This is a genomic window from Bradyrhizobium sp. 1(2017) (genome assembly GCF_011602485.2).
In the GTDB taxonomy this organism is placed as follows: Bacteria; Pseudomonadota; Alphaproteobacteria; order Rhizobiales; family Xanthobacteraceae; genus Bradyrhizobium.
On record NZ_CP050022.2, the window covers coordinates 6,528,072 to 6,548,439 of the forward strand.

Consider the following 20,368-nt stretch of genomic DNA (forward strand, 5'->3'; position numbering starts at 1 on the left):
GCTAGCCCACGGGATCGATCGGCGACGGCGGCACGCCGCCGGCCTCGATCGCTTCGCCCGCGAGCAGGCACAGATCCTCGCGATAGCGGCCGGAGACCACGTGCACGCCGACTGGCGCCTTGCCGACGAGACCGGTGGAGACAACCAGGCCCGGCAGCCCCATGAAGGGAATGGCGATCTGCGGCAGCTGCGCTTCCCAGACGCGCTTGAAGGATTCGTCGTCCTTGCGGTCGAGATGATCAGGGAACGGCAGCTCGCCGGAGACCGGCGTCAGCAGCACCGCATATGTCTCGAAGAACAGCATCCACTCGCGGGTGAGCGTGGCTCTCCGGGTCAGCGCCTTCGCATAATTCGCCTGGTCCATCGGCGTGACCCTGCCGCGGTTGCCGCGGAGGCAAGCCAGCGCGCCGGGATCGCCCTCGCGCTCGGCCGCCTCGAGCTGCGCCTCATAGCCATCGCCGAGCCAGAGCTTGATCTGCCAGTCGACCGCCTCGCGCATCGGCGGCGTGTCCGCGATGACGTCGACGGTCCAGCCGGCGCGCTCCAGCCGCTTGCCGGCATCGCTCACCGCCGCCTTCACCTCCGGCGTGGTGGCAAGGCCGCCCGGGTTGAGGCAGAGCGCGGCGCGCTTGGGCCGCGCCGGGCCTTCCAGCGGCACCGGCACGAACCAGGGATCGCGGATGTCGCGGGCCGACATGGCCGCGAGCGAGATGCGCAGGTCGTTGACGGTGCGCGCCAGCGGGCCCGAGACGGCCATGATCTGCGGCCCGATCGGACGCTCCGGCAGCGCCGGATTAAAGGCAGGGATGCGTCCCAAGGTCGGGCGCAGGCCATGCACGCCGCAGGCATAGGCGGGATAGCGGACCGAGCCGGCGATATCGGTGCCGTGGGCGATGTGGCCGATGCCGGCCGCGACCGCCGAGCCGGCGCCGCCCGACGAGCCGCCCGGCGTCAGCGAGGCATCCCTGGGGTTCTTGGTGTCGCCGTGGATCAGATTGGTGGTGAACCAGCGATAGGAGAAGGCCGGGCAATTGGTGCGGCCGAGGAGAATGGCGCCGGCTTTGCGGAAATTGGCGACGACCGGATTGTCCTCACGCGCGATGACGTCGCGCTGGAGCTTCAGGCCATTGGTGGTGGCAAAGCCCTCCTGGTCGACATTGGCCTTGATGGTGACCGGTACGCCGGCCAGCACGCCGGGGTCCTCGCCCCGCGCGATGGCGGCATCGACGGCATCGGCCTGCTTGAGGACGTCGTCCGGGCGGTGGTCAATCACCGCGTTCAGCTGGGGATTGACGGCGTCCAGGCGGGCAAGACCGGCCTTGGCGGCTTCCCTGGCGGACACCTTTCTGGATTTGACGAGGGTGGCGAGGTCGGCGGCCGACAGGCGCCAGAGGTCTTGCATGGCTTGCTCCGTATGATCGGCGTCTTTTAACGCCGGGGACGCGGCAAAGCCATGCGGATTTCGCAGGGAAACGCCCGAAGCGAAGCAATCCAGAGCCTCTCTGCGGAAGCAGTCTGGATTGCTTCGTCGCATCTCCTCGCAATGACGGGTGGAGGGAGCGGTGGCCCCCCTAATGCCTTGTCGCGGACTGGTCCGGCATGTCCAGCAGCGCCTCCGTGAAGGGGAACTCCAGCACGATCTCGCCCTCGACGTCGGTGACCTCGATGACGGCCTCGAGCAGCGCCGGCTGGGTGCCCTCGGACTTCACCACCTCAAGGATCATCTGGCGGGCGACCTCCCAGGCGCGGTCGGGATTGCGCAGATCCTCGCCGTCGGGATCCACGATCAGTTCGTCGCCGATGCGGGTGTTGAAGAAATATCTGGGCATCAGGAGAGATCCAGTTTGGGTCGCTGTACCGGATAGAAAGCTGCACTGCACTCACAACTGCTTTATCAGGACAGGGTTCGCGACCGAATGCGCCATGCGCAAGGCAGCGTCCTGTGAAGCACAGTTCCAGCAACATTTTCGCGGCGCAACATGCCGTTCTCGGGAAAATTTCACTGGCGAAGTTCTCCGCCCGCATTAATTTAACGGACGGGCGGATACGTCCGAATTCGCGAAAATGGAGAGCCAAATGGCCTGGAAAGCCCCGAAGATCGTCGAAGTGCCCTGTGGCATGGAAATCAACATGTATGTGAGCGCCACCCGCAAGTAAGCGGCGGGCGATCTGCGTTCTAGCGCAGGTGGATCTTTCGGTCACAATGCATTGCCGGAAGACATGATCTTTGTCGGCGTCGCTGTCGGCCCGAGATCCACCTCGCAGCGTTCCCTCCAGGAGACGGATCATGCTTCGCGTCGTCGTCCTGGGCGCCGCAGCCGGCGGCGGAGTGCCGCAATGGAATTGCGGCTGCGAGGGCTGCCGAGCGGCCCGTGCCAGCGGCCATGACCTTCAACGAACCCAGGCGTCGGTTGCCTTCAGCGGCGACGGCGAGCATTGGTTCCTGATCAACGCCTCCCCCGATTTGCGCCAGCAATTGAACGCCACGCCGCAGCTGCATCCGAAGGCAGGCGCGCTGCGCCATACGCCCATTGCCGGCGTGATCCTGACCAACGGCGAAGTGGACGCGGTCGCGGGCCTCTTGTCGATGCGCGAAGGCTCGCCTTTCACGGTCTATGCGCATGAGAAGGTGCTGGCGATCCTCAAGAGCAACAGCATCTTCAACGTGCTGAACGAGACAAACGTGCGGCGTCAGCCGACCGAGATCGGCGAGCCGTTCGAGCCGCGACTGCCGGATGGCGCGCGCTCGGGGATCGAGGTGCTGCCGTTCGCGGTGCCGGGCAAGTCGGCCTGGTATCTGGAAGGCAAGGCGCATCCCGGCGGCGCGACCGGCGACGGCGATACGCTGGGCCTCAAGGTCACCGACAAATCGACCGGCAACTGCTTCTTCTTCATCGCCGCCTGCGCCGAGGTCACCGATGCGCTCAAGGCCGAGATCGACGGCGCGGCGCTGGTGTTCTTCGACGGCACGGTCTGGCAGGACGACGAGATGATCAAGGCCGGGCTCGCCCACAAGACCGGCAAGAGCATGGGCCATGTCGCGATGTCCGGTCAGGATGGCGCGATCGCGCGGCTGGCCGATCTCGATATCGACACGAAGATATTTCTGCATATCAATAACTCGAATCCGGCGCTGCTGCCCGGCTCGACCGAGCGCAAGGCCGCTGAGGCGGCGGGCTGGCAGATACCTGCGGATGGAACGGAGATCGTGCTGTGAATGCCGCGTCAATGACAGGAATGACCGCGCTCTCGATCGGCAAGGATTTGAGGCTCAACTCGGCCGAGGAGCTGGAGGCGACGCTGCGCCACATCGGCGCCACGCGCTATCACAGCCTGCATCCGTTCCATAAGCTGCTGCATGGCGGCAAGCTGAACAAGGGCCAGGTGCAGGCCTGGGCGCTCAATCGCTACTATTACCAGAGCACGATCCCGATCAAGGACGCCGTGGTGATCTCGCGCTTCCGCGACCGCGCCACGCGCCTCGAATGGCGCCACCGCATCGAGGATCACGACGGCGATATCGGCAGCGAGGGCGGCATCGAGCGCTGGCTGAAGCTGACCGAGGGCCTCGGCCTCGACACGGCCTATGTGGAATCGACCGAAGGCATTCTGCCGGCGACGCGCTTTGCGGTGGAGGCCTACGTCCATTACTGCCGCGAGAAGAGCCCGCTGGAGGCGATCGCCTCCTCGCTCACCGAGCTGTTCGCGCCGAACCTGCACGAAGAGCGCATCTCCGGCATGCTGGAGCATTACGACTTCGTCAATCCTGATATCATGAGCTACTTCAAGCGCCGCCTGGCACAGGCGCCGCGCGATGCCGGCTTCGCGCTCGACTATGTCAAGGCGCATGCCACAACGCCGGAGCAGCGCGCGCTTGTGTGCAACGCGCTGATCTTCAAGACCAACGTGCTGTGGGTGCAGCTGGATGCGCTCCAGCACGCCTATGTCGAGGGTCACATTCCGCCGGGCGCGTTCGTGCCCAAAGCGAGCTGAGGAACAACAATGGCCGGGCCGCGTAACATCAGCGTCAGCGAGGCGAGCCGCCCCGTGCTGCCGCGGCACGCCAAGCTCAAATATGACGAGACGCGGCAAGTCTGGGTGATCCTGGCGCCGGAACGGGTGCTGGCGCCTGACGAGATCGCGGTCGAGGTCTTGCAGCTCTGCAATGGCGAGCGCAATGTGGGCGACGTCGCCGACCAGCTCGCGGCGAAATATGCCGCACCGCGCGAGGCGATCCTCGCCGACGTCATCGTCATGCTGCAGGATCTCGCCGACAAGGGCTTTCTCACGGAGGCCCGGGAGAAGACGTCATGAGCGATGTGCTCGGCAATCCCATTCCGCCCGACACCAGCGATAGCCTCGCGGTGCTGGAGAAGCAGCGCTCGACGGCGGAGACGTTCGGCATCCCGCTCGCCGTGCTGCTCGAGATCACCCATCGCTGCCCGCTGCAATGCCCCTATTGCTCCAATCCGGTCGAGCTTGACCGCTCCGGGAAGGAGTTGACGACGGAGGAGTGGAAGAAGGTCCTGAGCGAGCTCGCCGAGATCGGCGTGCTTCAGGTCCATTTTTCCGGCGGCGAGCCGACGGCGCGCAAGGACCTGGTCGAGCTGGTCAAGCATGCCAGCGATGTCGGCCTCTACACCAACCTGATCACCTCGGCGGTGCTGCTGACGCGCGAGCGGCTGAGCGAGCTGGCCGATGCCGGGCTCTGCCATGTGCAGATCTCTTTCCAGGGCATCGAGGAAGGCCTCGCCGATCGCGTTGCCGGCTACAAGGGCGGGCACCGCAAGAAGCTCGAAGTCGCCAAATGGACGCGCGAGCTCGATCTGCCGCTCACCGTGAACGCGGTGATGCACCGGCAGAACCTGCATCAGCTCCCCGACATGATCCAGATGTCGCTCGATCTCGATGCCGACCGGCTCGAGGTCGCCAACGTGCAATATTACGGCTGGGCGCTGAAGAACCGCGCCGCGCTGATGCCGACCGTCGCGCAGCTCGACGAGTGCACCCGCCTCGTCGAGGAAGCGCGCGAGCGGCTCAAGGGCCGGCTGACGATAGACTACGTCGTTCCCGACTATTACGCGCTGCGGCCGAAGAAGTGCATGGGCGGCTGGGGCCGGCAGTTCTTCAACATTTCGCCCGCCGGCAAGGTGCTGCCGTGCCATGCCGCCGAGAGCATCACCGGGCTCGACTTCGAATCGGTGCGCTCCAACCATTCGATTGCATGGATCTGGCAGAACTCCGACGCCTTCAACCGCTATCGGGGCACCGGCTGGATGAAGGAGCCGTGCAGATCTTGCGAATTCCGCGAGATCGATTTCGGCGGCTGCCGCTGCCAGGCCTTCGCGCTGACCGGCGATGCCGCCAACACCGATCCCGCCTGCGCGCTGTCGCCGCTGCATGAGACCATCTTCAAGCAGGCGGAGCGCGAGGCAGAGGGCGAAACCAATCGCTTCCTCTACCGCAATTTCGCCGGCGGCACCCTGGAATCCGAGAATGGGACCTGACGCCGACGCGGCCAGCGTGGCCAAACGTGCCGATCCCTTTGCGCCGCTGACTTCCGACATGCTCGACGTCGGCGACGGCCATGAGCTCTATGTCGAGAGCGTCGGCCGCGCGGACGGAATCCCCGCGGTCTATCTGCATGGCGGGCCCGGCAGCGGCTGCCAGCCCGACCATCGCAAGCTGTTCGATCCCGAGCGCTTCTGCGCGGTGCTGTTCGACCAGCGCGGCTGCGGCCGCAGCCGGCCGAAGGGTTCGCGCGCGCACAACACGACACAGCACCTGATCGCGGACATGGAGAAGATCCGCGAAGAATTCGGCATCGAGCGCTGGATGGTGGTCGGCGGCTCCTGGGGCGCGACGTTGGCGCTGGCCTATGCCGAGGCGCATCCCGAGCGCGTCCTGGGCATTGCGCTGCGCGCGACCTTCCTCGGCACGCGGGCGGAGGTCGAGACCGCGTTCACCTCGCGCCTGTCGCAATTCTATCCCGCGCTGTACGAGGATTTTCTGAGCGTGCTGCCGCCGGACGAGCGAACGCAGCCGGTCGACGCCTATTGGCGCCGCATCCTCGATGCCGATCCGGCCGTCCATGGTCCGGCCGCGCGGGCCTGGCACGACACCGAGCGCGCCTTGTCCGAGCACAAGCCGGCCAAGACCCGGCTGGACCTTGGCTCGCTCAACGTCTGGCGCACGCTGCCGGCGACGCCGTTCATGGAGGCGCATTATTTCGTCAACGACAGCTTCATGGGCGAAAGTCAGCTGTTGCGGGGCGCGGATCGGCTCGAAGGCATTCCCGGCATCATCGTCCAGGGCCGCTACGACCTGCTGTGCCCGCCCGAGACGTCGCAGGCACTAACGAAAGTATGGCCGGGTTCCGAGCTTCGCATCGTGGAAGGCGCCGGACATTCGCTCTATGATGCCGGCGTGCGGGACGCGGTGATGAAGTCGATCGCGGACCTCGCATCGAAGACCGCGCGCTGAACTCATCTCCTCATCCCGAGGAGCGCCCGAAGAGCGCGTCTCGAAGGATGAAAGGCCGAGATGTTGCAGCGAACCTTCATGGTTCGAGACGGCGCCGACGCGCCTCCTCACCATGAGGGGATGGAATGGGAAGGACAAGACCAATGCCCCTCGCCGGAAAAGGCATGCTGCTGACGTCGATGAATATCGACGCGGCCGATGAGGCCGATTTCAACCGCTGGTACGATCGCGAGCATCTGGAAGAGCGCGTCGCGATCGAGGGCTTCCTGGAGGCGCGGCGCTATGTCGCGCATGCCGCCAATCCCAAATATCTCTCGCTGTACTCGACCGCGACGCTCGACGTGCTCGACAGCCCTGCCTATCGGGCGCGGCTCGCCAACCAGACCGACTGGTCGCGGCGGAGCATGGCGCGCTTCAAGGACATGCTGCGCGTCGTCGCGCGCATCACCATCAGCAACGGCACCGGACGCGGCGCGGCCCTCGGCGTGGTGCGGCTGCGGCCGACTCCCGACAATGCCGCGTCCTGGCGTGATGCCCTGCAGGACAAGCTGACGCCTGACAATGCGGACGGCATCATCTCGATGCATCTTCTGGAGAGCGAAGCGGAATTGTCGGGCGCAACGGCCGGCATTCCGGCGGTGCGCAATGAAGGCGCGCGCGACTGGTTCGTGCTGATCGACGGCACGCATGTCGGTGCGGTCTCCGCCGTGATCGCCGCGCGCTTCACCGGCCCGGCCGCATCGCCCCTGCCGCCTCCCGTGTCCGTCGGCACCTATTGCCTGCTGTGGGACATCGCGAAAAGCGACATCGCGCGCGGCTGACGCGTTCACACATGCATCGCAACATGCTGCACCGCACGCGCATCGCGCGCCTGCGTTAATGCTGTGCGCGCGTAGCTCCCATGAAAGCGGGGACGCGGGCAAATTTGCCGTTGTACTTGGGAACGGTTCTAATAAGCTAACCCAATGACGTCATTCAGAAACCAGATCGAAGCGCGTTAAGCGCTCGCCAAGCTCAAACAAAAAAGGCCGCGGGGTCTTTGGGCCTGCGCGGACAGGGTAGGAATGAAACCGACCGACATCGCGGCCCCCGACTACTTTCACAAAGTGGTCGATTGCCAATGGGCCTGTCCTGCGCACACTCCCGTTCCCGAATACATCCGACTGATCGCCCAGGGCCGCTACAGCGACGCCTACATGATCAATTGGAAATCGAACGTGTTTCCCGGAATTCTGGGACGCACCTGCGATCGTCCATGCGAGCCGGCGTGCCGGCGCGGACGCGTCGAGGAAACCCCCGTCGCGATCTGCCGTCTCAAGCGCGTCGCGGCCGATTTCAAGGACGACATCAAGCAGCGCCTGCCGAAGCCCGCGGCGAAAAACGGCAAGCGCATTGCGCTGGTCGGCGGCGGGCCCGCCTCGCTCACGGTGGCGCGCGATCTTGCGCCGCTCGGCTATCACTGCACCGTGTTCGATGCCGATCCGGAAGCCGGCGGCATGATGCGCACGCAGATCCCGAAATTCCGCCTGCCCAATTCCGTCATCGACGAGGAGACCGGCTACATCCTCAATCTCGGCGTCGAGTTCAAGGGCGGCCACCGCATCGACAGCATGAAGGCGCTGCTCGCGGAGAAATATGACGCGATTTTCGTCGGCTCCGGCGCGCCGCGCGGCCGCGAGCTCGACATTCCCGGCCGGAAAGAGGCCGCCGCGAACATCCATATCGGCATCGAGTGGCTGGCCAACGTGTCGTTCGGCCATGTCGACAAGATCGGCAAGCGCGTGATCGTGCTCGGCGGCGGCAACACCGCGATGGATTGCTGCCGCACCGCGCGCCGGCTCGGCGGCGAGAAAGTCACGGTGATCGTGCGCTCCGGCTTCGAGGAGATGAAAGCCTCGCCCTGGGAGAAGGAGGACGCGCTCCACGAGGATATCCCGATCCTCAACTACATGGTGCCGGTAGCCTTCAAGCATGTCGCCGGCAAGCTGATCGGCGTCACCTTCCAGCACGTCAAAGCCGAATATGACGCCAAAGGCCGCCGTAGCCTCGTGCCTTCGGGCGACCCCGATCAGACCATTCCCTGCGACGACGTGCTGGTCGCGGTCGGCCAGGAGAACGCGTTCCCCTGGATCGAGCAGGATTGCGGCATCGAGTTCGACAAATGGCACATGCCCAAGGTCGATCCGAAGACCTTCGTCTCGACCAATCCAAAAGTGTTCTTCGGCGGCGACGCCGCGTTCGGGCCCAAGAACATCATCTGGGCGGTCGCGCACGGCCACGACGCCGCGCTATCGATCCATCGCTTGCTTTCGGGCGAGGACATCACCGAGCGCCCGTTGCCGGAGGTGCAAATCTCCTCGCAGAAGATGGGCATCCACGAATGGAGCTATGACAACGACATCTCCAACGACAAGCGCTTCAAGGTGCCGCATCGCGACAAGGTGATCGCGCTGAAGGACATCCGCGCCGAGGTCGAACTCGGCTACGACGTCAAGCTGGCGCTGGGCGAAGCCGAGCGCTGCCTGAACTGCGACGTCCAGACCGTATTCTCGACCTCGCTTTGCATCGAGTGCGATGCCTGCGTCGACATCTGCCCGATGGATTGCATCACCTTCACCGCCAACGGCGAGGAAAGCGACCTGCGCCAGCGCCTGAAGGCGCCCTCGCCGCATCCGGACCAGGATCTCTACGTCTCCTCCGATCTCAAGACCGGGCGCGTGATGGTGAAGGACGAGGATGTCTGCCTGCATTGCGGGCTTTGCGCCGAACGTTGTCCCACTGGAGCCTGGGACATGCAGAAATATTTCATCGAGATGACCTACGCAGGTTCGACATGTCCGACAAAAAGCCGATCAGCAGCGTAAACGACTTCGTCGTCCGCTTCGCCAACGTCAATGGCTCGGGCTCGGCCAGCGCCAACGAGATGTTCGCGCGCGCGATCCTGCGCCACGGCGTTCCGGTGTCCCCGCGCAACATCTTCCCCTCCAACATTCAGGGCCTGCCGACCTGGTATGAGGTGCGGGTGACCGAAGACGGCCATCTCGGCGCCCGCGGCGGCGTCGACATGATGGTGGCGATGAACCCGCAGACCTGGGACAAGGACGTCGCCGGCATCGAGCCCGGCGGCTATCTGTTCTACGATTCCACCAAGCCGATGCCGTCGACCAAATTCCGCGACGACATCACAGTGATCGGCGTTCCCCTCACCGCGATCACCAATTCGACCTATACCGATCCGCGCCAGCGCCAGCTGTTCAAGAACATCATCTATTTGGGCAGCCTCTCGGCGCTGCTCGACATGGATCCGAAGGTGATCGAGCAGCTGATCGGCGAACAATACAAGGGCAAGGAGAAGCTGCTCTCCTCCAACGTCCACGCGCTGCATCTCGGCCGCGACTGGGCGCTGCAGAACCTGAAATGCCCGGTCGGGCTGCGGGTGAAGAAGTCCGACAAGGTCGGCGATCGCATTTTCATCGAGGGCAACAGCGCCGCTGCGCTCGGCGCCGTCTATGGCGGCGCCACGGTCTGCGCGTGGTATCCGATCACGCCGTCCTCGTCGGTGGCGGAGGCCTTCACCGCGCACTGCGCGAAGTACCGGCACGATCCTGAGACGGGCAAGGCGAAATACGCGATCGTGCAGGGTGAGGACGAGCTGGCCTCGATCGGCATCGTCATCGGCGCCTCCTGGAACGGCGCCCGCGCCTTCACCGCGACGTCAGGCCCCGGCATCTCGCTGATGACCGAGTTCATCGGCCTGTCCTACTTCGCCGAGATTCCGGCCGTGATCATGAACATCCAGCGGGCCGGCCCCTCGACGGGCATGCCGACCCGCACCCAGCAATGCGACATCATCGCCTGCGCCTATGCCTCGCATGGCGACACCAAGCACGTGCTGCTGTTCCCGGAGGATCCGGCGGAAGCGTTCGAGTTCGCAGCTGCGGCCTTCGACCTCGCCGAGCGGCTCCAGACCACGATCTTCCTGATGCTCGACCTCGACATCGGCATGAACCATCGCCTCTGCCGGCCGCTGAAATGGGACGACGCCAAGCAGTACGACCGCGGCAAGGTTATGACGACGGAGATGCTGGAGGAAGGCCGCGATTTCGGCCGCTATCTCGACGTCGACGGCGACGGCATCCCCTACCGGACTTATCCCGGCACCCATCCGACCAAGGGCTCCTATTTCACCCGCGGCACCTCGCGTGATCGCTATGCGCGCTATTCCGAGGAAGGCTCGGTCTACGCCGACAACATGCAGCGCCTCGTCCGCAAGTTCGAGACGGCACAGGACCTCGTGCCGCGGCCGCTGCAAGCCAACGCCGAACGCCCGACCAAATATGGCGTGATCTATTTCGGCTCGACCTCGCCGGCGATGGACGAGGCCATCGGCCTGCTGGAGGCACGCGGGCATCAGCTCGACCGCATGCGCATCCGCGCCTTCCCGTTCCATTCGAGCGTCGCGAGCTTCCTCGCCGAGCACGACTTCGTCTACGTCGTCGAGCAGAACCGCGACAGCCAGCTGCGCCAGCTCATCGTCAACGAGAACGGCATCGACCCGGTTCGCCTGGTGCCGATCGTGCACTACGACGGCACCCCGATCACCGCCCGTTTCATCGCGAAAGCCATTGGCGACCATCAGGATCACCTCAAGGTGACCCCGCTCCGCAAGGCCGTATCATGACCTATATTGCCAAGCCGAAATTCCATCATCCGGGGCTGAAGAAGAACGAGCTCGGCTACACCCACCGCGACTACGAGGGCAAGATCTCGACGCTGTGCGCCGGCTGCGGTCATGACTCGATCACGGCCTCGATCATCGAGGCCTGCTACGAGCTTTCGATCGAGCCGCACCGGGTGGCGAAGATCTCCGGCATCGGCTGCTCGTCGAAGACGCCGGACTATTTCCTCGGCAATTCGCACGGCTTCAACTCCGTGCACGGCCGCATGCCCAGCGTGCTGACCGGTGCCAACCTCGCCAATCGCGACCTGATCTATCTTGGCGTCTCCGGCGACGGCGATTCCGCCTCGATCGGTTTCGGCCAGTTCGCGCATTCGATCCGGCGCGGCGTCAACATGACCTATATCGTCGAGAACAACGGCGTCTACGGCCTGACCAAGGGCCAGTTCTCCGCAACCGCCGACCGCGGCTCGAAGAGCAAGAAGGGCGTGACCAACACCGACAACGCGATCGACCTCGTCGCGATCGCGCTTCAGCTCGGGGCAACCTTCGTCGCGCGCTCCTTCTCCGGCGACAAGACCCAGCTGGTGCCGCTGATCGCGGCCGCGATCCGGCACAAGGGCGCGTCCTTCATCGACGTCATCAGCCCCTGCATCGCCTTCAACAACCACGCCGGCTCGACCAAGAGCTTCGACTATGTCCGCGAGCACAATGACGCGGTGAACCGGCTCGACGTGCTGGTCGGCCGCGACCCGATCGCGGTGGATTACGCGCCGGGCACGGTGCAGGTGGTCGAGCAGCATGACGGCAGCAAGATCGCGCTGCGCAAGATCGACGCCGATTACGATCCGCATGACCGTCTGGGCGCCCAGACCTTCCTCGCGCGGCATGCCGCCAAGGGGCAGATCGTCACCGGTCTCCTTTACGTCGATCCCGATGCAGAGGATCTGCACGAGCACCTCAACACGGTCGAGACGCCGCTCAACACGCTGGAAGCGGACACGCTGTGCCCGGGCTCGGCGGTGCTGGACAAGATCAACGCCAGCCTGCGGTGATCATCTTCGCGCCGACGCCGCCGGCCTGACGCGTATCGTGATCTTCTCCGACACGACGGGTGGTTCGAACGGGTAGTGCTTGGCGTCGCCAAGCACCAGTTGCAGCGTGTGGGTCCCGGGTGGAAGTTCGAGCATAGTTTCGGTCTGCCCCGCACCAAAGTGCAGATGCGACTTGTCCTGCGGGATCGGCTCCTTGGGATCGATGGGATCCTTGACGTCGACCAGCAAATGATGATGGCCGGCGTTCTGGTAGTCGTCGCCGGCATGAGTCACGCCCATGCCTCGAAGGCCGAACCGGACCCAGAACCCGCCGCGAACCTTCTGCCCGTCTCGTGGGGTGATGAAGTAGAGCTTGGCGTCCTTGGGAGCGGTCTTGCCCTGCGGATAGGCGACGCCTGGGAGCAATACGAGCGCCGCCGCCAAGGCGGCGCAGGAAATCATCTTCATCAAATTGCCTCCAGCACTTACGGACTGAGCGCCACACGGAATCCATGGGTGGGATAACGAACATTGGTGTCGTAGCCGTCGCGGTTGGTTGTCCGCACATATCTCGAGTCGTTCTTCCACGAGCCCGAGCGCAGGACATGAGAGCTGCAGTCCCCGCTGTTCCACGCCGAGCCGTCGCTCGGCGCGCCCTGATAGGTCCTGTGCCAGCAATCCTCGACCCACTGATCGATGCCGCCGCCCATGTCATACAGCCCGAATGGATTGGGCTTGAAGCTGCCGACCTTGGCCGGCTGCTCGGCCGAGAGATCACCGCAATCCTTGCACCCAGCCATGCCCGGCTGGAGCTTGTCGCCCCACCAATATTTAGACTGCGTTCCGCCGCGCGCCGCATATTCCCATTCGGCTTCGCTCAGGAGCCGGTAAGGCTTCTTCGTCGCCTGCGCGAGCCAGGCGGCATATTGCTGCGCGTCGGTCCAGCTCACATTGCTGACCGGAGCATCGTCCTTGCCGGTGGCGGTGAATCCGCACCCCTTTGCAGCGGCGCATTCGTTCCATTCCTGCACGGTCACCGGATATTTTCCGATCGAGAACGGCTTGATCGTGACCTGGTGGACAGGCCGTTCGGTCGGATCGTCATTGCTTCCCATCGCGAAGCTGCCGCCGCGAATGGCGATCATCTCGGGTTCGCGGACGGGTGCCACCGATGGGCTTGGCGACGGTGCGGGCGGCGGCGGTGCCGAAGCCAATGAGGGAGACGGCTGCGGCGTATGTGTCGTCGCTTCGCGCGGCGGGGGTGGCGGGATCGGTGACGCGCTGGGAGAAGCGGCAGGCGTGGCGGCCTGCTCGCTCGTCCCGCCGGGTGTGTGCGGCAGCAGTGACCAGAGCACGCCGCCGGCCATGATCAGCAGCATGAGGCCCAGCAGGAAGATAAGGGCATTCTCGCGCCGGCTTCGCGTGCGGCCGACCGCGTCTGCGTCGGGCAGCACGCGGTAGACGCGCACGGGATCGGTTATGTTCTTGACCTTGCGATCGCCGAGGGACTCATAGCCGCACACCACCTTGTGCTTGATCTGCTCGTAGATCGCGCCCGAGATGTAAACCTGGCCAGGCGCCGCAATGCCCTCGATGCGTGTCGCGATGTTGACGCCGTCGCCGTAGACATCGTCCGGCTCGACGATGACATCACCGAGATTGACGCCGATCCGGTACTCGATCCGGGAATCCTTCGCGAGCGAGGCGTTGCGGCCGATGAGGTTCTGCTGGATGACGATGCTGCATCGAACGGCCTCGACGGGACTGTCGAAGATCGCGATGAAGCCGTCGCCCGTCGTCTTCACCAGACTCCCATGGTGCTCGACGATGCTGGGCTGGATGAGGTCCCGCTCGATTCGCTTGACGCGGACATGCGTTCCCTCCTCGTCGGCCTGCATCAAGCGACTATAGGAAGCGATGTCACCGACGATGATCGCCGCGAGACGACGAGGCATGGCGCCGTGTGGAGGCGGCGGAGGGCCGTCTGGAGGCGGCCCATCCTGGTTGCCGGATTTGAAGTTGCGAATTTCGCCCATTGCAGGGGACTCCACAAACTGACAAGGCAGTCCCAGCTTACGACTGCCAAAGGCAGTCGTCTGTGAAGGCTATCACATTGACGAACCGAGACAATGTCGCAGCAATCGCCGCCACCGAGTTCCGCGAAATCAAGCCTCGCGACCACTTGAACCTACTTGATCCCATCCGTGACTAAGGCCCGGCGTGAGGCCACTGGCCCAAGTCCGCACCGCGCTGGCCGCACAGGCGACTTGCTGCGGTTGAACGCGAGCCACCACGTCTGCGTCTAACGGACAGCAGCTCTGTCCTGCTGCGGTGCATTTTTCACGCGCGCGAGGCCGTCATGAAGCTCGTCATCCTTGCTGCCCTCACTTTGGCTGCGCTGACCAGCGCCGCCCGCGCCGACGAAGGTGACGACATCCGCGAGGCTGGCAAAACCGAAGCCGAAACCTTCAATGCGCGCATGTATGCAGGCCCGCCGGGCGACAAGGCCTACGCCTGCTTCGTCCGCCGCTACGATGCCGACCATCTGGCACGGCACCCGAAGCAGAAGGTCGCCGCGATGAAGCTGCTGATCTCCGCCGAGGTCGACAAGGAGGACAAGGAGTTGCACAACTCCTTCCGCCTCGGCTTCCGATATCGCCATCGCTCGGGCGATTTCGACTCCAGCGGCTCGTGCAACCACGCCGTGTTCGCAAAGAGCGGCAACGAGGTGCGCCTCGGCTGCGGCGTCGACTGCGAAGGCGGCGGCATCGGTGTTGCGCTCTCCAGGGACGACAAATCGGCGATCGTGCGGCTCGAACGTGTCCGGGTCTGGCAGAACAACAAGCCGGACGACGATGCCGAGCATTCGCTGGTGGCCGGCGCCGACGACAGGATCTTCCGCCTCGACCGCACCGACAACAGCGAGTGCGCCTCGCTGGTGACCGACCGCAAGGAACTCGCCGCGCTCCGCCACAAATGACACAAATGATATGTGTCCGGCGAAGTCAGGCCCGTCATTGTTTACGCATGAATCTTTCCGGAAAACCGCTTCTTTTCCGGATCATGCTTTGAGGGAGATCGCCATGAACCGCCGGAACATCTTGTGGAGCGCCGTCTCGGCTTTCGGCGCGGCGTTTGTCGCCTCGCGTGCACAAGCCGCCACCGAGGCCGGCGGCGGCAACAAGCTCAAGGTGGCCTACCACCTCAGCGACGCCGAGAAGGTCAGTTTCGTGCTCGGCAACATCCAGAACCACATCGACGGTGTCGGTGGACCCGAGCATGTGACGATCGCGCTGGTAATCCACGGGCCGGCGTTGAAGGCGTTTCACGCGGCGCAGGCCAATCCCGATGTCAGCAAGCGCGTCGGCGATTTCTCCAGGGGAGGCGTCGAGCTCGCGGCCTGCGGCAACACCATGAAGGCCCAGAACGTGACGTTGACGGATTTGCTACCCGGCTTCGTGAACGCGGAGAAAGGCGGCGTGGTGCGTTTGGCGGAGCTGCAGTCGCAGGGGTATTTGTATTTGCGGCCGTAGGAGCCGAAGAGAAGTCGCCTCATTCTCCCATCATTGCGCCCTTGCGACGAAGCAATCCAGACCGCTTCCGCGGAGGCAGTCTGGATTGCTTCGCGGAGCCTGTCGTCGGGCCGCGCTTCGCGCGGACCCGGTGGCTCGCAAGGACGGCGGAGCGCGTTGCGCCAGCGCGAGCCATGTCCTCCAACCGCGCTTGACTTATCCATAACTCTTCGGTTATGAGTTAACCCATAACTTGTTGGTTATGGATTACCCATGTCCGCCGCCCCCGACCTCCTGTTCAGAACGCTCGCCGACCCGACCCGGCGGGCGATCTTCGAGCGGCTGTGCCGCGAAGGCGAGCAGACGGTCGGCGCGCTGACGGTGCGATCGGGCGTGTCCCAGCCGGCGGTCTCGAAGCATCTCGGCGCCCTGAAGCAGGCCGGCCTCGTACGTGATCGCCATGAGGGACGCCAGACCCATTACAGCGCGCAGCCCGGCGCGCTCGATCCGCTGGTCGACTGGACCAGCCAGATGGCCGGGTTCTGGCAGCGACGGCTCGACGCGCTCGACGATCTCCTGAAGAGGATGGACCAATGACTGAAGCCTCAACCGAGACGCGCGCCGTCGTGATCGAGCGCGAATTTGCCTTTCCGGCCGAGAGGATCTGGCGCGCGCTGACGCAGCCGCATCTGATCGAGGAATGGCTGATGAAGAACGATTTCAAGCCAGCCGTAGGCCACCGCTTCAATCTTCGCGGCGAATGGGGCGGCGTGCTGGACTGCGAGGTCCTCACCATCGAGCCGCAGAAGACGCTCGCCTATACCTGGAATTTCTCGCATGAGGATGCGGCGTTCGATCTCAAGAGCATCGTCACCTTCACGCTGACGCCGACCGGCGCGGGGACGCATCTGCGCGTCGAGCAGGCGGGCTTCAGCCCGACGCAGAAGCAGGCCTTTGGCGGCGCGCATGCCGGCTGGAAGCAGTTCTTGGCCAGGCTGGACGAAGTGCTCGCGCGGGCAGACTAACTGCGCCAGCGTCCGTTCCAACAATCAATCTCAAGGAGGTCCCAATGCGCACCCACATGTGGATTCGGCAGATTCATCGCTGGCTGTCGATGGCTTTCACGCTCGCGGTCATCGCCAACATCGCGGCGATGATCATGCAGGTCCCGGCCGTGTGGATCGGCTTCCTGGCGCTCGTCCCGCTCATTCCGTTGCTCGCGACCGGGCTCTATCTGTTCGCGCTGCCCTATGTCGGCCGCAGCAACGCGTGAACGAGGTGAGACGATGAAGAAGGCGGTCACGGCGAAGATGGCTGGCGCGAAGGACGTGAAGGAGGCTTCCCCCTCCAAGCTGATCGACGGCAGGATCAAGGAGCTCGGCGACTGGCGCGGCGAGATGCTGGGACGGGTCCGCGGCCTGATCAAGCAAGCCGATCCTGATGTCGTCGAGGAGTGGAAATGGCGCGGCGTTCCCGTGTGGGAGCACGACGGCATCATCTGCACCGGCGAGACCTACAAGGAGGTGGTGAAGCTGACCTTCGCCAAGGGCGCAGCGCTGGAGGATCCGGCGGGCCTGTTCAACTCCAGCCTGGACGGCAACGTCCGGCGCGCGATCGATATTCGCGAGGGCGAGAAGATCAACGAAAAGGCGTTGAAGGCGCTGATCCGGGCCGCGGTGGAGCTGAACGCGTCCAAGGGCAAGAAGAAACCGGCCAAACGATCTGCTTAGACAGGAACAGCGAACGCTTTTCCTTCTCCCCTTGTGCGAGAAGGTGGCATAGGCGGCCTTCGGCCGCCGCAATGCGCATCTCGCCGCCTGGCCAGCGCGCCTCAGGCCGCCGCCGGGATCGGACGCGGGCTCACGACGTATTCGCGCAGGACCTTGTCATTGGCATCGACCTCGACCAGCGAGACATCGTAGGTCCAGAGGTCGGCGAGATGCTGGAGCACGCGCTTGGCATCGGTCTCGTTGAGCTGCGAGCCCTTGATGACGTGGTGATGCAGGATCAGCCGGCGGTCGCCGGAGAGATCGACATCGACCACCTCGATATTGGCGTCGATGAAGCCGACGTCATGCTGCCGTGCCAGCTCGCGCCGGACCCGGCGGAAGCCGCGCTCGTCGTGGATGGCATCGACCCGGATGCCGGCGCGCTCCTCCGGATCGTCGTGCAAATGGAACATGCGGAAGTGCCGCATCAGCTTCGGACTCAGGAACTGGCCGATGAAGCTTTCATCGCGGTAGTTGGCCCAGACGTCGCGCAGCACGCCCATCACGTCGTTCTTGCCGGCGATATCAGGGAACCATTCGCGGTCCTCGTCCTCCGGATTGGTGACGATGCGCTCGATGTCCTGCATCACGGCAAAACCCAGCGCATAGGGATTGAAGCCGGAGAAGCGCGGATCGTCGAACTCGGGCTGGAATACCACATTGGTGTGCGACCCCAGGAATTCGAGGAAGTTGCCGTCGGTGATGCGGCCCTGCTGGTGCAGCTGGGTCATGATGCGGTAGTGGACGTAGGTCGCCGTCCCCTCGTTCATGACCTTGGTCTGGCTCTGCGGGTAGAAATATTGCGCGATGTGGCGGACGATGCGCAACAGCTCGCGCTGCCAGGGCGCCAGCCGCGGCGCGCTCTTCTCCAGGAAATAGAGCAGGTTCTCCTGCGGCAGGCCGAGCAGCTTGCGGCGGCGTTCGATGCTGAGCGCGGACCTGCTCTTGGCGGCGCCCTTGGGCACGGTGCGCCAGAGATCGTTGAAGACCTCCTCCTCGTGCTGGCGGCGGCGCCCTGCCCGCTTCTCCTCGGCGCGCAGATCGAGCTTCTTCTTGCCGGGATAGCGGTCGATGCCATGCGACATCAGCGCGTGCGCGGCATCCAGCGTGCGTTCGACCTCGATGCGGCCGTAGCGCTCCTCGCAGGTCGCGACGTAGTTCTTGGCGAAGTCGAGATAATCCAGGATGCCGTCGGCATCGGTCCACTGCTTGAACAGATAGTTGTTCTTGAAGAAGTGGTTGTGGCCGAAGGCGGCGTGCGCGATCACCAGCGTCTGCATCGTCGCCGTGTTCTCCTCCATCAGGTAGGAGATGCAGGGCGAGGAGTTGATCACGATCTCATAGGCGAGGCCCATCAGGCCCTTGCGGTAGGACGCCTCGTGAAACGCGAAATGCTTGCCGAACGACCAGTGCTTGTAGAACAGGGGCATGCCGACCGACGAATAGGCATCCAGCATCTGCTCTGCGGTGATCACCTCGATCTGGTTCGGATAGACGTCGAGCCCGAGATCCTTCAGCGCCACCTCCTCGCAGGCGTCGGTGATGCGCTGCAAGGTGTGGAAATCCCAATCCGCGCCTTCGAACAAGCGTTCCGTCATGGAGCGGCCTTCTCCTGAGAGGTTTCGCGGCGCTGGAACAGGTCGTGGAACACCGGGAAGATCTCACTGCGCTCCGAGACCTTGCGCATCGAGAGCGCCGCGCCGTTATTGCGCAGGCGGTCGTAAAGGGTCCAGAGCGAGGAGTCGGAGAGATCGAAGGCGCTGCCGCCTGATTCCCCGACCTCGAGATAGGCAAAGAACTGGCAGACCGGCAGGATCTTGTCGGTCAGCAGCATGCCGGTGAGCTCGCCGTCGGAGTAGGAATTGTCGCCGTCGGAGGCTTGCGCGGCATAAATGTTCCAGTCCGAGGGATTGAAGCGCTCGCGCACGATCTCGTGCATCGCCTGGAGCGCGCTGGAGACCAGCGTGCCGCCCGAGGCCGGGCCGTAAAAGAAGGTCTGCTCGTCGACCTCCTCGGCGCGGTCGGTGTGGCGGATGAAGACGATCTCGACATGCTTGTAGCGCCGCTTCAGGAACACGTAGAGCAGCATGTAGAAGCGCTTTGCCAGATCCTTCATGTGCTCGGACATCGAGCCGGAAACGTCCATCAGGCAGAACATCACGGCCTGCGCCACCGGCCGCGGCACCGTCTCGAAACGGCGGTAACGGATGTCGAGCGGGTCGATGAAGGGAATGCGCTTGGTCTTCGCCTTCAGCTTTTCGAGCTGGGCGAGCAGCACCTCACGCTCGTCCTCGTCGGTGCAGGCGGCGATCGCAGCTTCCAGCTCTTCGATCTCCTCCTTGCGGGGACGCTTGAGCGCAATGCGGCGGGCGAGCGCGAGCCTCACCGTCCGGCTCACGGAGATATTGGCGGGCGATCCCGAGGTGGTGTAGCCGGCGCGCTGGATGCCCTCGCTCTCGGTCTGCGCGATCTTGCGCTTGGCAAGATCGGGCAGCTCGAGATCGTCGAGGAAGAGATCGACGAACTCGTCGCGGCTCAGCACGAAGCGGAAGGCGTCCTCGCTGTCGCCTTCGCCGGGACCTGAATCCTTGGCGCTGCCCTGGCCGGAGCGCTGCAGATAGTCGCCCTCGATGAACTTCTTGTTCCCGGGCAGCACCATGTCGCGCGTACCGCCTTCGCGGCGGAAGCGCGGCTCGTGCATGCCGTCGAGCGGAATCGTGACCTCACCACCCTCCAGGACGTCCTTGATGTCGCGTTCCTGCGAGGTCTTCTTGACGGCGCCCTGCACCAGGGACTTGGCCCGACGCAAGAACCGCTGGCGGTTCTCAAGACTCTTGCCGCCTGGATTCAGGCGCCTGTCAATAATGTGAATGGGCACTTGACCATTCGCCT

22 protein-coding genes are annotated in these 20,368 nt (G+C 64.3%); 16 read left to right on the plus strand and 6 right to left on the minus strand.

The features are described 5' to 3' along the window. Window position 1: 1 nt before the first annotated feature. Window positions 2–1,402 (minus strand): amidase family protein, encoded by a 1,401-nt coding sequence (locus tag HAP40_RS31010; RefSeq protein WP_166814102.1) that lies wholly within the window; start codon window positions 1,400–1,402, stop codon window positions 2–4. A gap of 169 nt (window positions 1,403–1,571) precedes the next feature. Then, a complete protein-coding gene (locus HAP40_RS31015; protein WP_166814101.1) occupies window positions 1,572–1,829 on the minus strand; it encodes a DUF6894 family protein in 258 nt (85 codons plus the stop codon). Window positions 1,830–2,076: 247 nt separating this feature from the next. Here HAP40_RS31015 and pqqA point away from each other — a divergent pair, with 247 nt between their 5' ends. The 10 genes from pqqA to HAP40_RS31065 all read left to right on the plus strand — a co-directional run bounded on the left by pqqA (window position 2,077) and on the right by HAP40_RS31065 (window position 12,216). Beyond that, on the plus strand, window positions 2,077–2,157 hold the full coding sequence (gene pqqA / locus HAP40_RS31020; RefSeq protein WP_007595659.1) for a pyrroloquinoline quinone precursor peptide PqqA: 81 nt from the start codon (window positions 2,077–2,079) through the stop codon (window positions 2,155–2,157). 130 nt (window positions 2,158–2,287) lie between these two features. Beyond that, window positions 2,288–3,217 (plus strand): pyrroloquinoline quinone biosynthesis protein PqqB, encoded by a 930-nt coding sequence (gene pqqB, locus HAP40_RS31025; RefSeq protein WP_166814099.1) that lies wholly within the window; start codon window positions 2,288–2,290, stop codon window positions 3,215–3,217. Further along, on the plus strand, window positions 3,214–3,993 hold the full coding sequence (gene pqqC / locus HAP40_RS31030) for a pyrroloquinoline-quinone synthase PqqC (RefSeq protein ID WP_166814097.1): 780 nt from the start codon (window positions 3,214–3,216) through the stop codon (window positions 3,991–3,993). The genes pqqB and pqqC overlap by 4 nt, the downstream gene beginning before the upstream one ends. Window positions 3,994–4,002: 9 nt before the next feature. After that, window positions 4,003–4,314, plus strand: a complete 312-nt coding sequence (pqqD, locus tag HAP40_RS31035) for a pyrroloquinoline quinone biosynthesis peptide chaperone PqqD (protein WP_166814095.1) — start codon at window positions 4,003–4,005, stop codon at window positions 4,312–4,314. Continuing rightward, window positions 4,311–5,507, plus strand: coding sequence for a pyrroloquinoline quinone biosynthesis protein PqqE (gene pqqE / locus HAP40_RS31040; RefSeq protein ID WP_166814093.1), 1,197 nt, complete (start codon window positions 4,311–4,313; stop codon window positions 5,505–5,507). The genes pqqD and pqqE overlap by 4 nt, the downstream gene beginning before the upstream one ends. Continuing rightward, window positions 5,497–6,483 carry a prolyl aminopeptidase gene (gene pip / locus HAP40_RS31045; protein WP_166814091.1) on the plus strand — a complete coding sequence of 329 codons (987 nt, stop codon included), beginning with the start codon at window positions 5,497–5,499 and terminating at the stop codon, window positions 6,481–6,483. Before pqqE ends, pip begins: the two co-directional genes overlap by 11 nt. Before the next feature lie 143 nt (window positions 6,484–6,626). After that, the gene (locus HAP40_RS31050; RefSeq protein WP_166814089.1) at window positions 6,627–7,304 is read left to right on the plus strand and encodes a DUF4286 family protein; all 678 of its coding nucleotides are present in this window, start codon (window positions 6,627–6,629) and stop codon (window positions 7,302–7,304) included. Between the two features lie 243 nt (window positions 7,305–7,547). Further along, the gene (locus tag HAP40_RS31055) at window positions 7,548–9,347 is read left to right on the plus strand and encodes an FAD-dependent oxidoreductase (RefSeq protein ID WP_166814088.1); all 1,800 of its coding nucleotides are present in this window, start codon (window positions 7,548–7,550) and stop codon (window positions 9,345–9,347) included. Continuing rightward, on the plus strand, window positions 9,317–11,164 hold the full coding sequence (locus HAP40_RS31060) for a 2-oxoacid:acceptor oxidoreductase subunit alpha (RefSeq protein ID WP_166814086.1): 1,848 nt from the start codon (window positions 9,317–9,319) through the stop codon (window positions 11,162–11,164). Before HAP40_RS31055 ends, HAP40_RS31060 begins: the two co-directional genes overlap by 31 nt. After that, a complete protein-coding gene (locus tag HAP40_RS31065; RefSeq protein WP_100178356.1) occupies window positions 11,161–12,216 on the plus strand; it encodes a 2-oxoacid:ferredoxin oxidoreductase subunit beta in 1,056 nt (351 codons plus the stop codon). The genes HAP40_RS31060 and HAP40_RS31065 overlap by 4 nt, the downstream gene beginning before the upstream one ends. On the opposite strand, the gene HAP40_RS31070 is transcribed toward HAP40_RS31065, so the two are convergent. After that, complete coding sequence (locus HAP40_RS31070) at window positions 12,217–12,663, minus strand: DUF4399 domain-containing protein (RefSeq protein ID WP_166814084.1); 447 nt, start codon at window positions 12,661–12,663, stop codon at window positions 12,217–12,219. Window positions 12,664–12,680: 17 nt separating this feature from the next. Further along, window positions 12,681–14,231 (minus strand): SUMF1/EgtB/PvdO family nonheme iron enzyme, encoded by a 1,551-nt coding sequence (locus HAP40_RS31075; protein WP_166814082.1) that lies wholly within the window; start codon window positions 14,229–14,231, stop codon window positions 12,681–12,683. A gap of 323 nt (window positions 14,232–14,554) precedes the next feature. Between HAP40_RS31075 and HAP40_RS31080 the strand changes: the two genes are divergently transcribed. From HAP40_RS31080 to HAP40_RS31105, 6 genes are all read left to right on the plus strand, one after another. Continuing rightward, a complete protein-coding gene (locus tag HAP40_RS31080; protein ID WP_166814074.1) occupies window positions 14,555–15,175 on the plus strand; it encodes a hypothetical protein in 621 nt (206 codons plus the stop codon). 103 nt (window positions 15,176–15,278) lie between these two features. Continuing rightward, window positions 15,279–15,728 carry a DsrE family protein gene (locus HAP40_RS31085; protein ID WP_166814072.1) on the plus strand — a complete coding sequence of 150 codons (450 nt, stop codon included), beginning with the start codon at window positions 15,279–15,281 and terminating at the stop codon, window positions 15,726–15,728. Between the two features lie 252 nt (window positions 15,729–15,980). After that, a complete protein-coding gene (locus HAP40_RS31090) occupies window positions 15,981–16,304 on the plus strand; it encodes an ArsR/SmtB family transcription factor (RefSeq protein ID WP_166814070.1) in 324 nt (107 codons plus the stop codon). Then, a complete protein-coding gene (locus HAP40_RS31095) occupies window positions 16,301–16,732 on the plus strand; it encodes an SRPBCC family protein (protein ID WP_166814069.1) in 432 nt (143 codons plus the stop codon). The genes HAP40_RS31090 and HAP40_RS31095 overlap by 4 nt, the downstream gene beginning before the upstream one ends. Window positions 16,733–16,776: 44 nt before the next feature. Continuing rightward, window positions 16,777–16,980, plus strand: coding sequence for a hypothetical protein (locus HAP40_RS31100; RefSeq protein ID WP_166814067.1), 204 nt, complete (start codon window positions 16,777–16,779; stop codon window positions 16,978–16,980). Between the two features lie 13 nt (window positions 16,981–16,993). Next, the gene (locus tag HAP40_RS31105; protein ID WP_166814065.1) at window positions 16,994–17,437 is read left to right on the plus strand and encodes a DUF1801 domain-containing protein; all 444 of its coding nucleotides are present in this window, start codon (window positions 16,994–16,996) and stop codon (window positions 17,435–17,437) included. A 101-nt stretch (window positions 17,438–17,538) separates the two neighbouring features. Here HAP40_RS31105 and HAP40_RS31110 read toward each other — a convergent pair whose 3' ends face one another. Continuing rightward, window positions 17,539–19,074: a SpoVR family protein gene (locus tag HAP40_RS31110; protein WP_061849485.1), complete on the minus strand. Its 1,536-nt coding sequence runs from the start codon at window positions 19,072–19,074 to the stop codon at window positions 17,539–17,541. Next, window positions 19,071–20,348 (minus strand): YeaH/YhbH family protein, encoded by a 1,278-nt coding sequence (locus tag HAP40_RS31115; protein ID WP_208024920.1) that lies wholly within the window; start codon window positions 20,346–20,348, stop codon window positions 19,071–19,073. Before HAP40_RS31115 ends, HAP40_RS31110 begins: the two co-directional genes overlap by 4 nt. Window positions 20,349–20,368: the final 20 nt, after the last annotated feature.

Bases quoted from the DNA above. Each gene is read 5' to 3' on its own strand.
- HAP40_RS31110 (WP_061849485.1), bottom strand. From the start codon at position 19,074: ATGACGGAACGCTTGTTCGAAGGCGCGGATTGGGATTTCCACACCTTG.
- HAP40_RS31010 (WP_166814102.1), bottom strand. From the start codon at position 1,402: ATGCAAGACCTCTGGCGCCTGTCGGCCGCCGACCTCGCCACCCTCGTC.
- HAP40_RS31100 (WP_166814067.1), top strand. From the start codon at position 16,777: ATGCGCACCCACATGTGGATTCGGCAGATTCATCGCTGGCTGTCGATG.
- HAP40_RS31075 (WP_166814082.1), bottom strand. From the start codon at position 14,231: ATGGGCGAAATTCGCAACTTCAAATCCGGCAACCAGGATGGGCCGCCT.
- pip (WP_166814091.1), top strand. From the start codon at position 5,497: ATGGGACCTGACGCCGACGCGGCCAGCGTGGCCAAACGTGCCGATCCC.
- HAP40_RS31055 (WP_166814088.1), top strand. From the start codon at position 7,548: ATGAAACCGACCGACATCGCGGCCCCCGACTACTTTCACAAAGTGGTC.
- pqqA (WP_007595659.1), top strand. From the start codon at position 2,077: ATGGCCTGGAAAGCCCCGAAGATCGTCGAAGTGCCCTGTGGCATGGAA.
- HAP40_RS31085 (WP_166814072.1), top strand. From the start codon at position 15,279: ATGAACCGCCGGAACATCTTGTGGAGCGCCGTCTCGGCTTTCGGCGCG.
- HAP40_RS31050 (WP_166814089.1), top strand. From the start codon at position 6,627: ATGCCCCTCGCCGGAAAAGGCATGCTGCTGACGTCGATGAATATCGAC.
- HAP40_RS31060 (WP_166814086.1), top strand. From the start codon at position 9,317: ATGTCCGACAAAAAGCCGATCAGCAGCGTAAACGACTTCGTCGTCCGC.
- HAP40_RS31015 (WP_166814101.1), bottom strand. From the start codon at position 1,829: ATGCCCAGATATTTCTTCAACACCCGCATCGGCGACGAACTGATCGTG.
- pqqE (WP_166814093.1), top strand. From the start codon at position 4,311: ATGAGCGATGTGCTCGGCAATCCCATTCCGCCCGACACCAGCGATAGC.
- HAP40_RS31080 (WP_166814074.1), top strand. From the start codon at position 14,555: ATGAAGCTCGTCATCCTTGCTGCCCTCACTTTGGCTGCGCTGACCAGC.
- HAP40_RS31065 (WP_100178356.1), top strand. From the start codon at position 11,161: ATGACCTATATTGCCAAGCCGAAATTCCATCATCCGGGGCTGAAGAAG.
- HAP40_RS31105 (WP_166814065.1), top strand. From the start codon at position 16,994: ATGAAGAAGGCGGTCACGGCGAAGATGGCTGGCGCGAAGGACGTGAAG.
- pqqB (WP_166814099.1), top strand. From the start codon at position 2,288: ATGCTTCGCGTCGTCGTCCTGGGCGCCGCAGCCGGCGGCGGAGTGCCG.
- HAP40_RS31070 (WP_166814084.1), bottom strand. From the start codon at position 12,663: ATGAAGATGATTTCCTGCGCCGCCTTGGCGGCGGCGCTCGTATTGCTC.
- pqqD (WP_166814095.1), top strand. From the start codon at position 4,003: ATGGCCGGGCCGCGTAACATCAGCGTCAGCGAGGCGAGCCGCCCCGTG.
- HAP40_RS31095 (WP_166814069.1), top strand. From the start codon at position 16,301: ATGACTGAAGCCTCAACCGAGACGCGCGCCGTCGTGATCGAGCGCGAA.
- HAP40_RS31090 (WP_166814070.1), top strand. From the start codon at position 15,981: ATGTCCGCCGCCCCCGACCTCCTGTTCAGAACGCTCGCCGACCCGACC.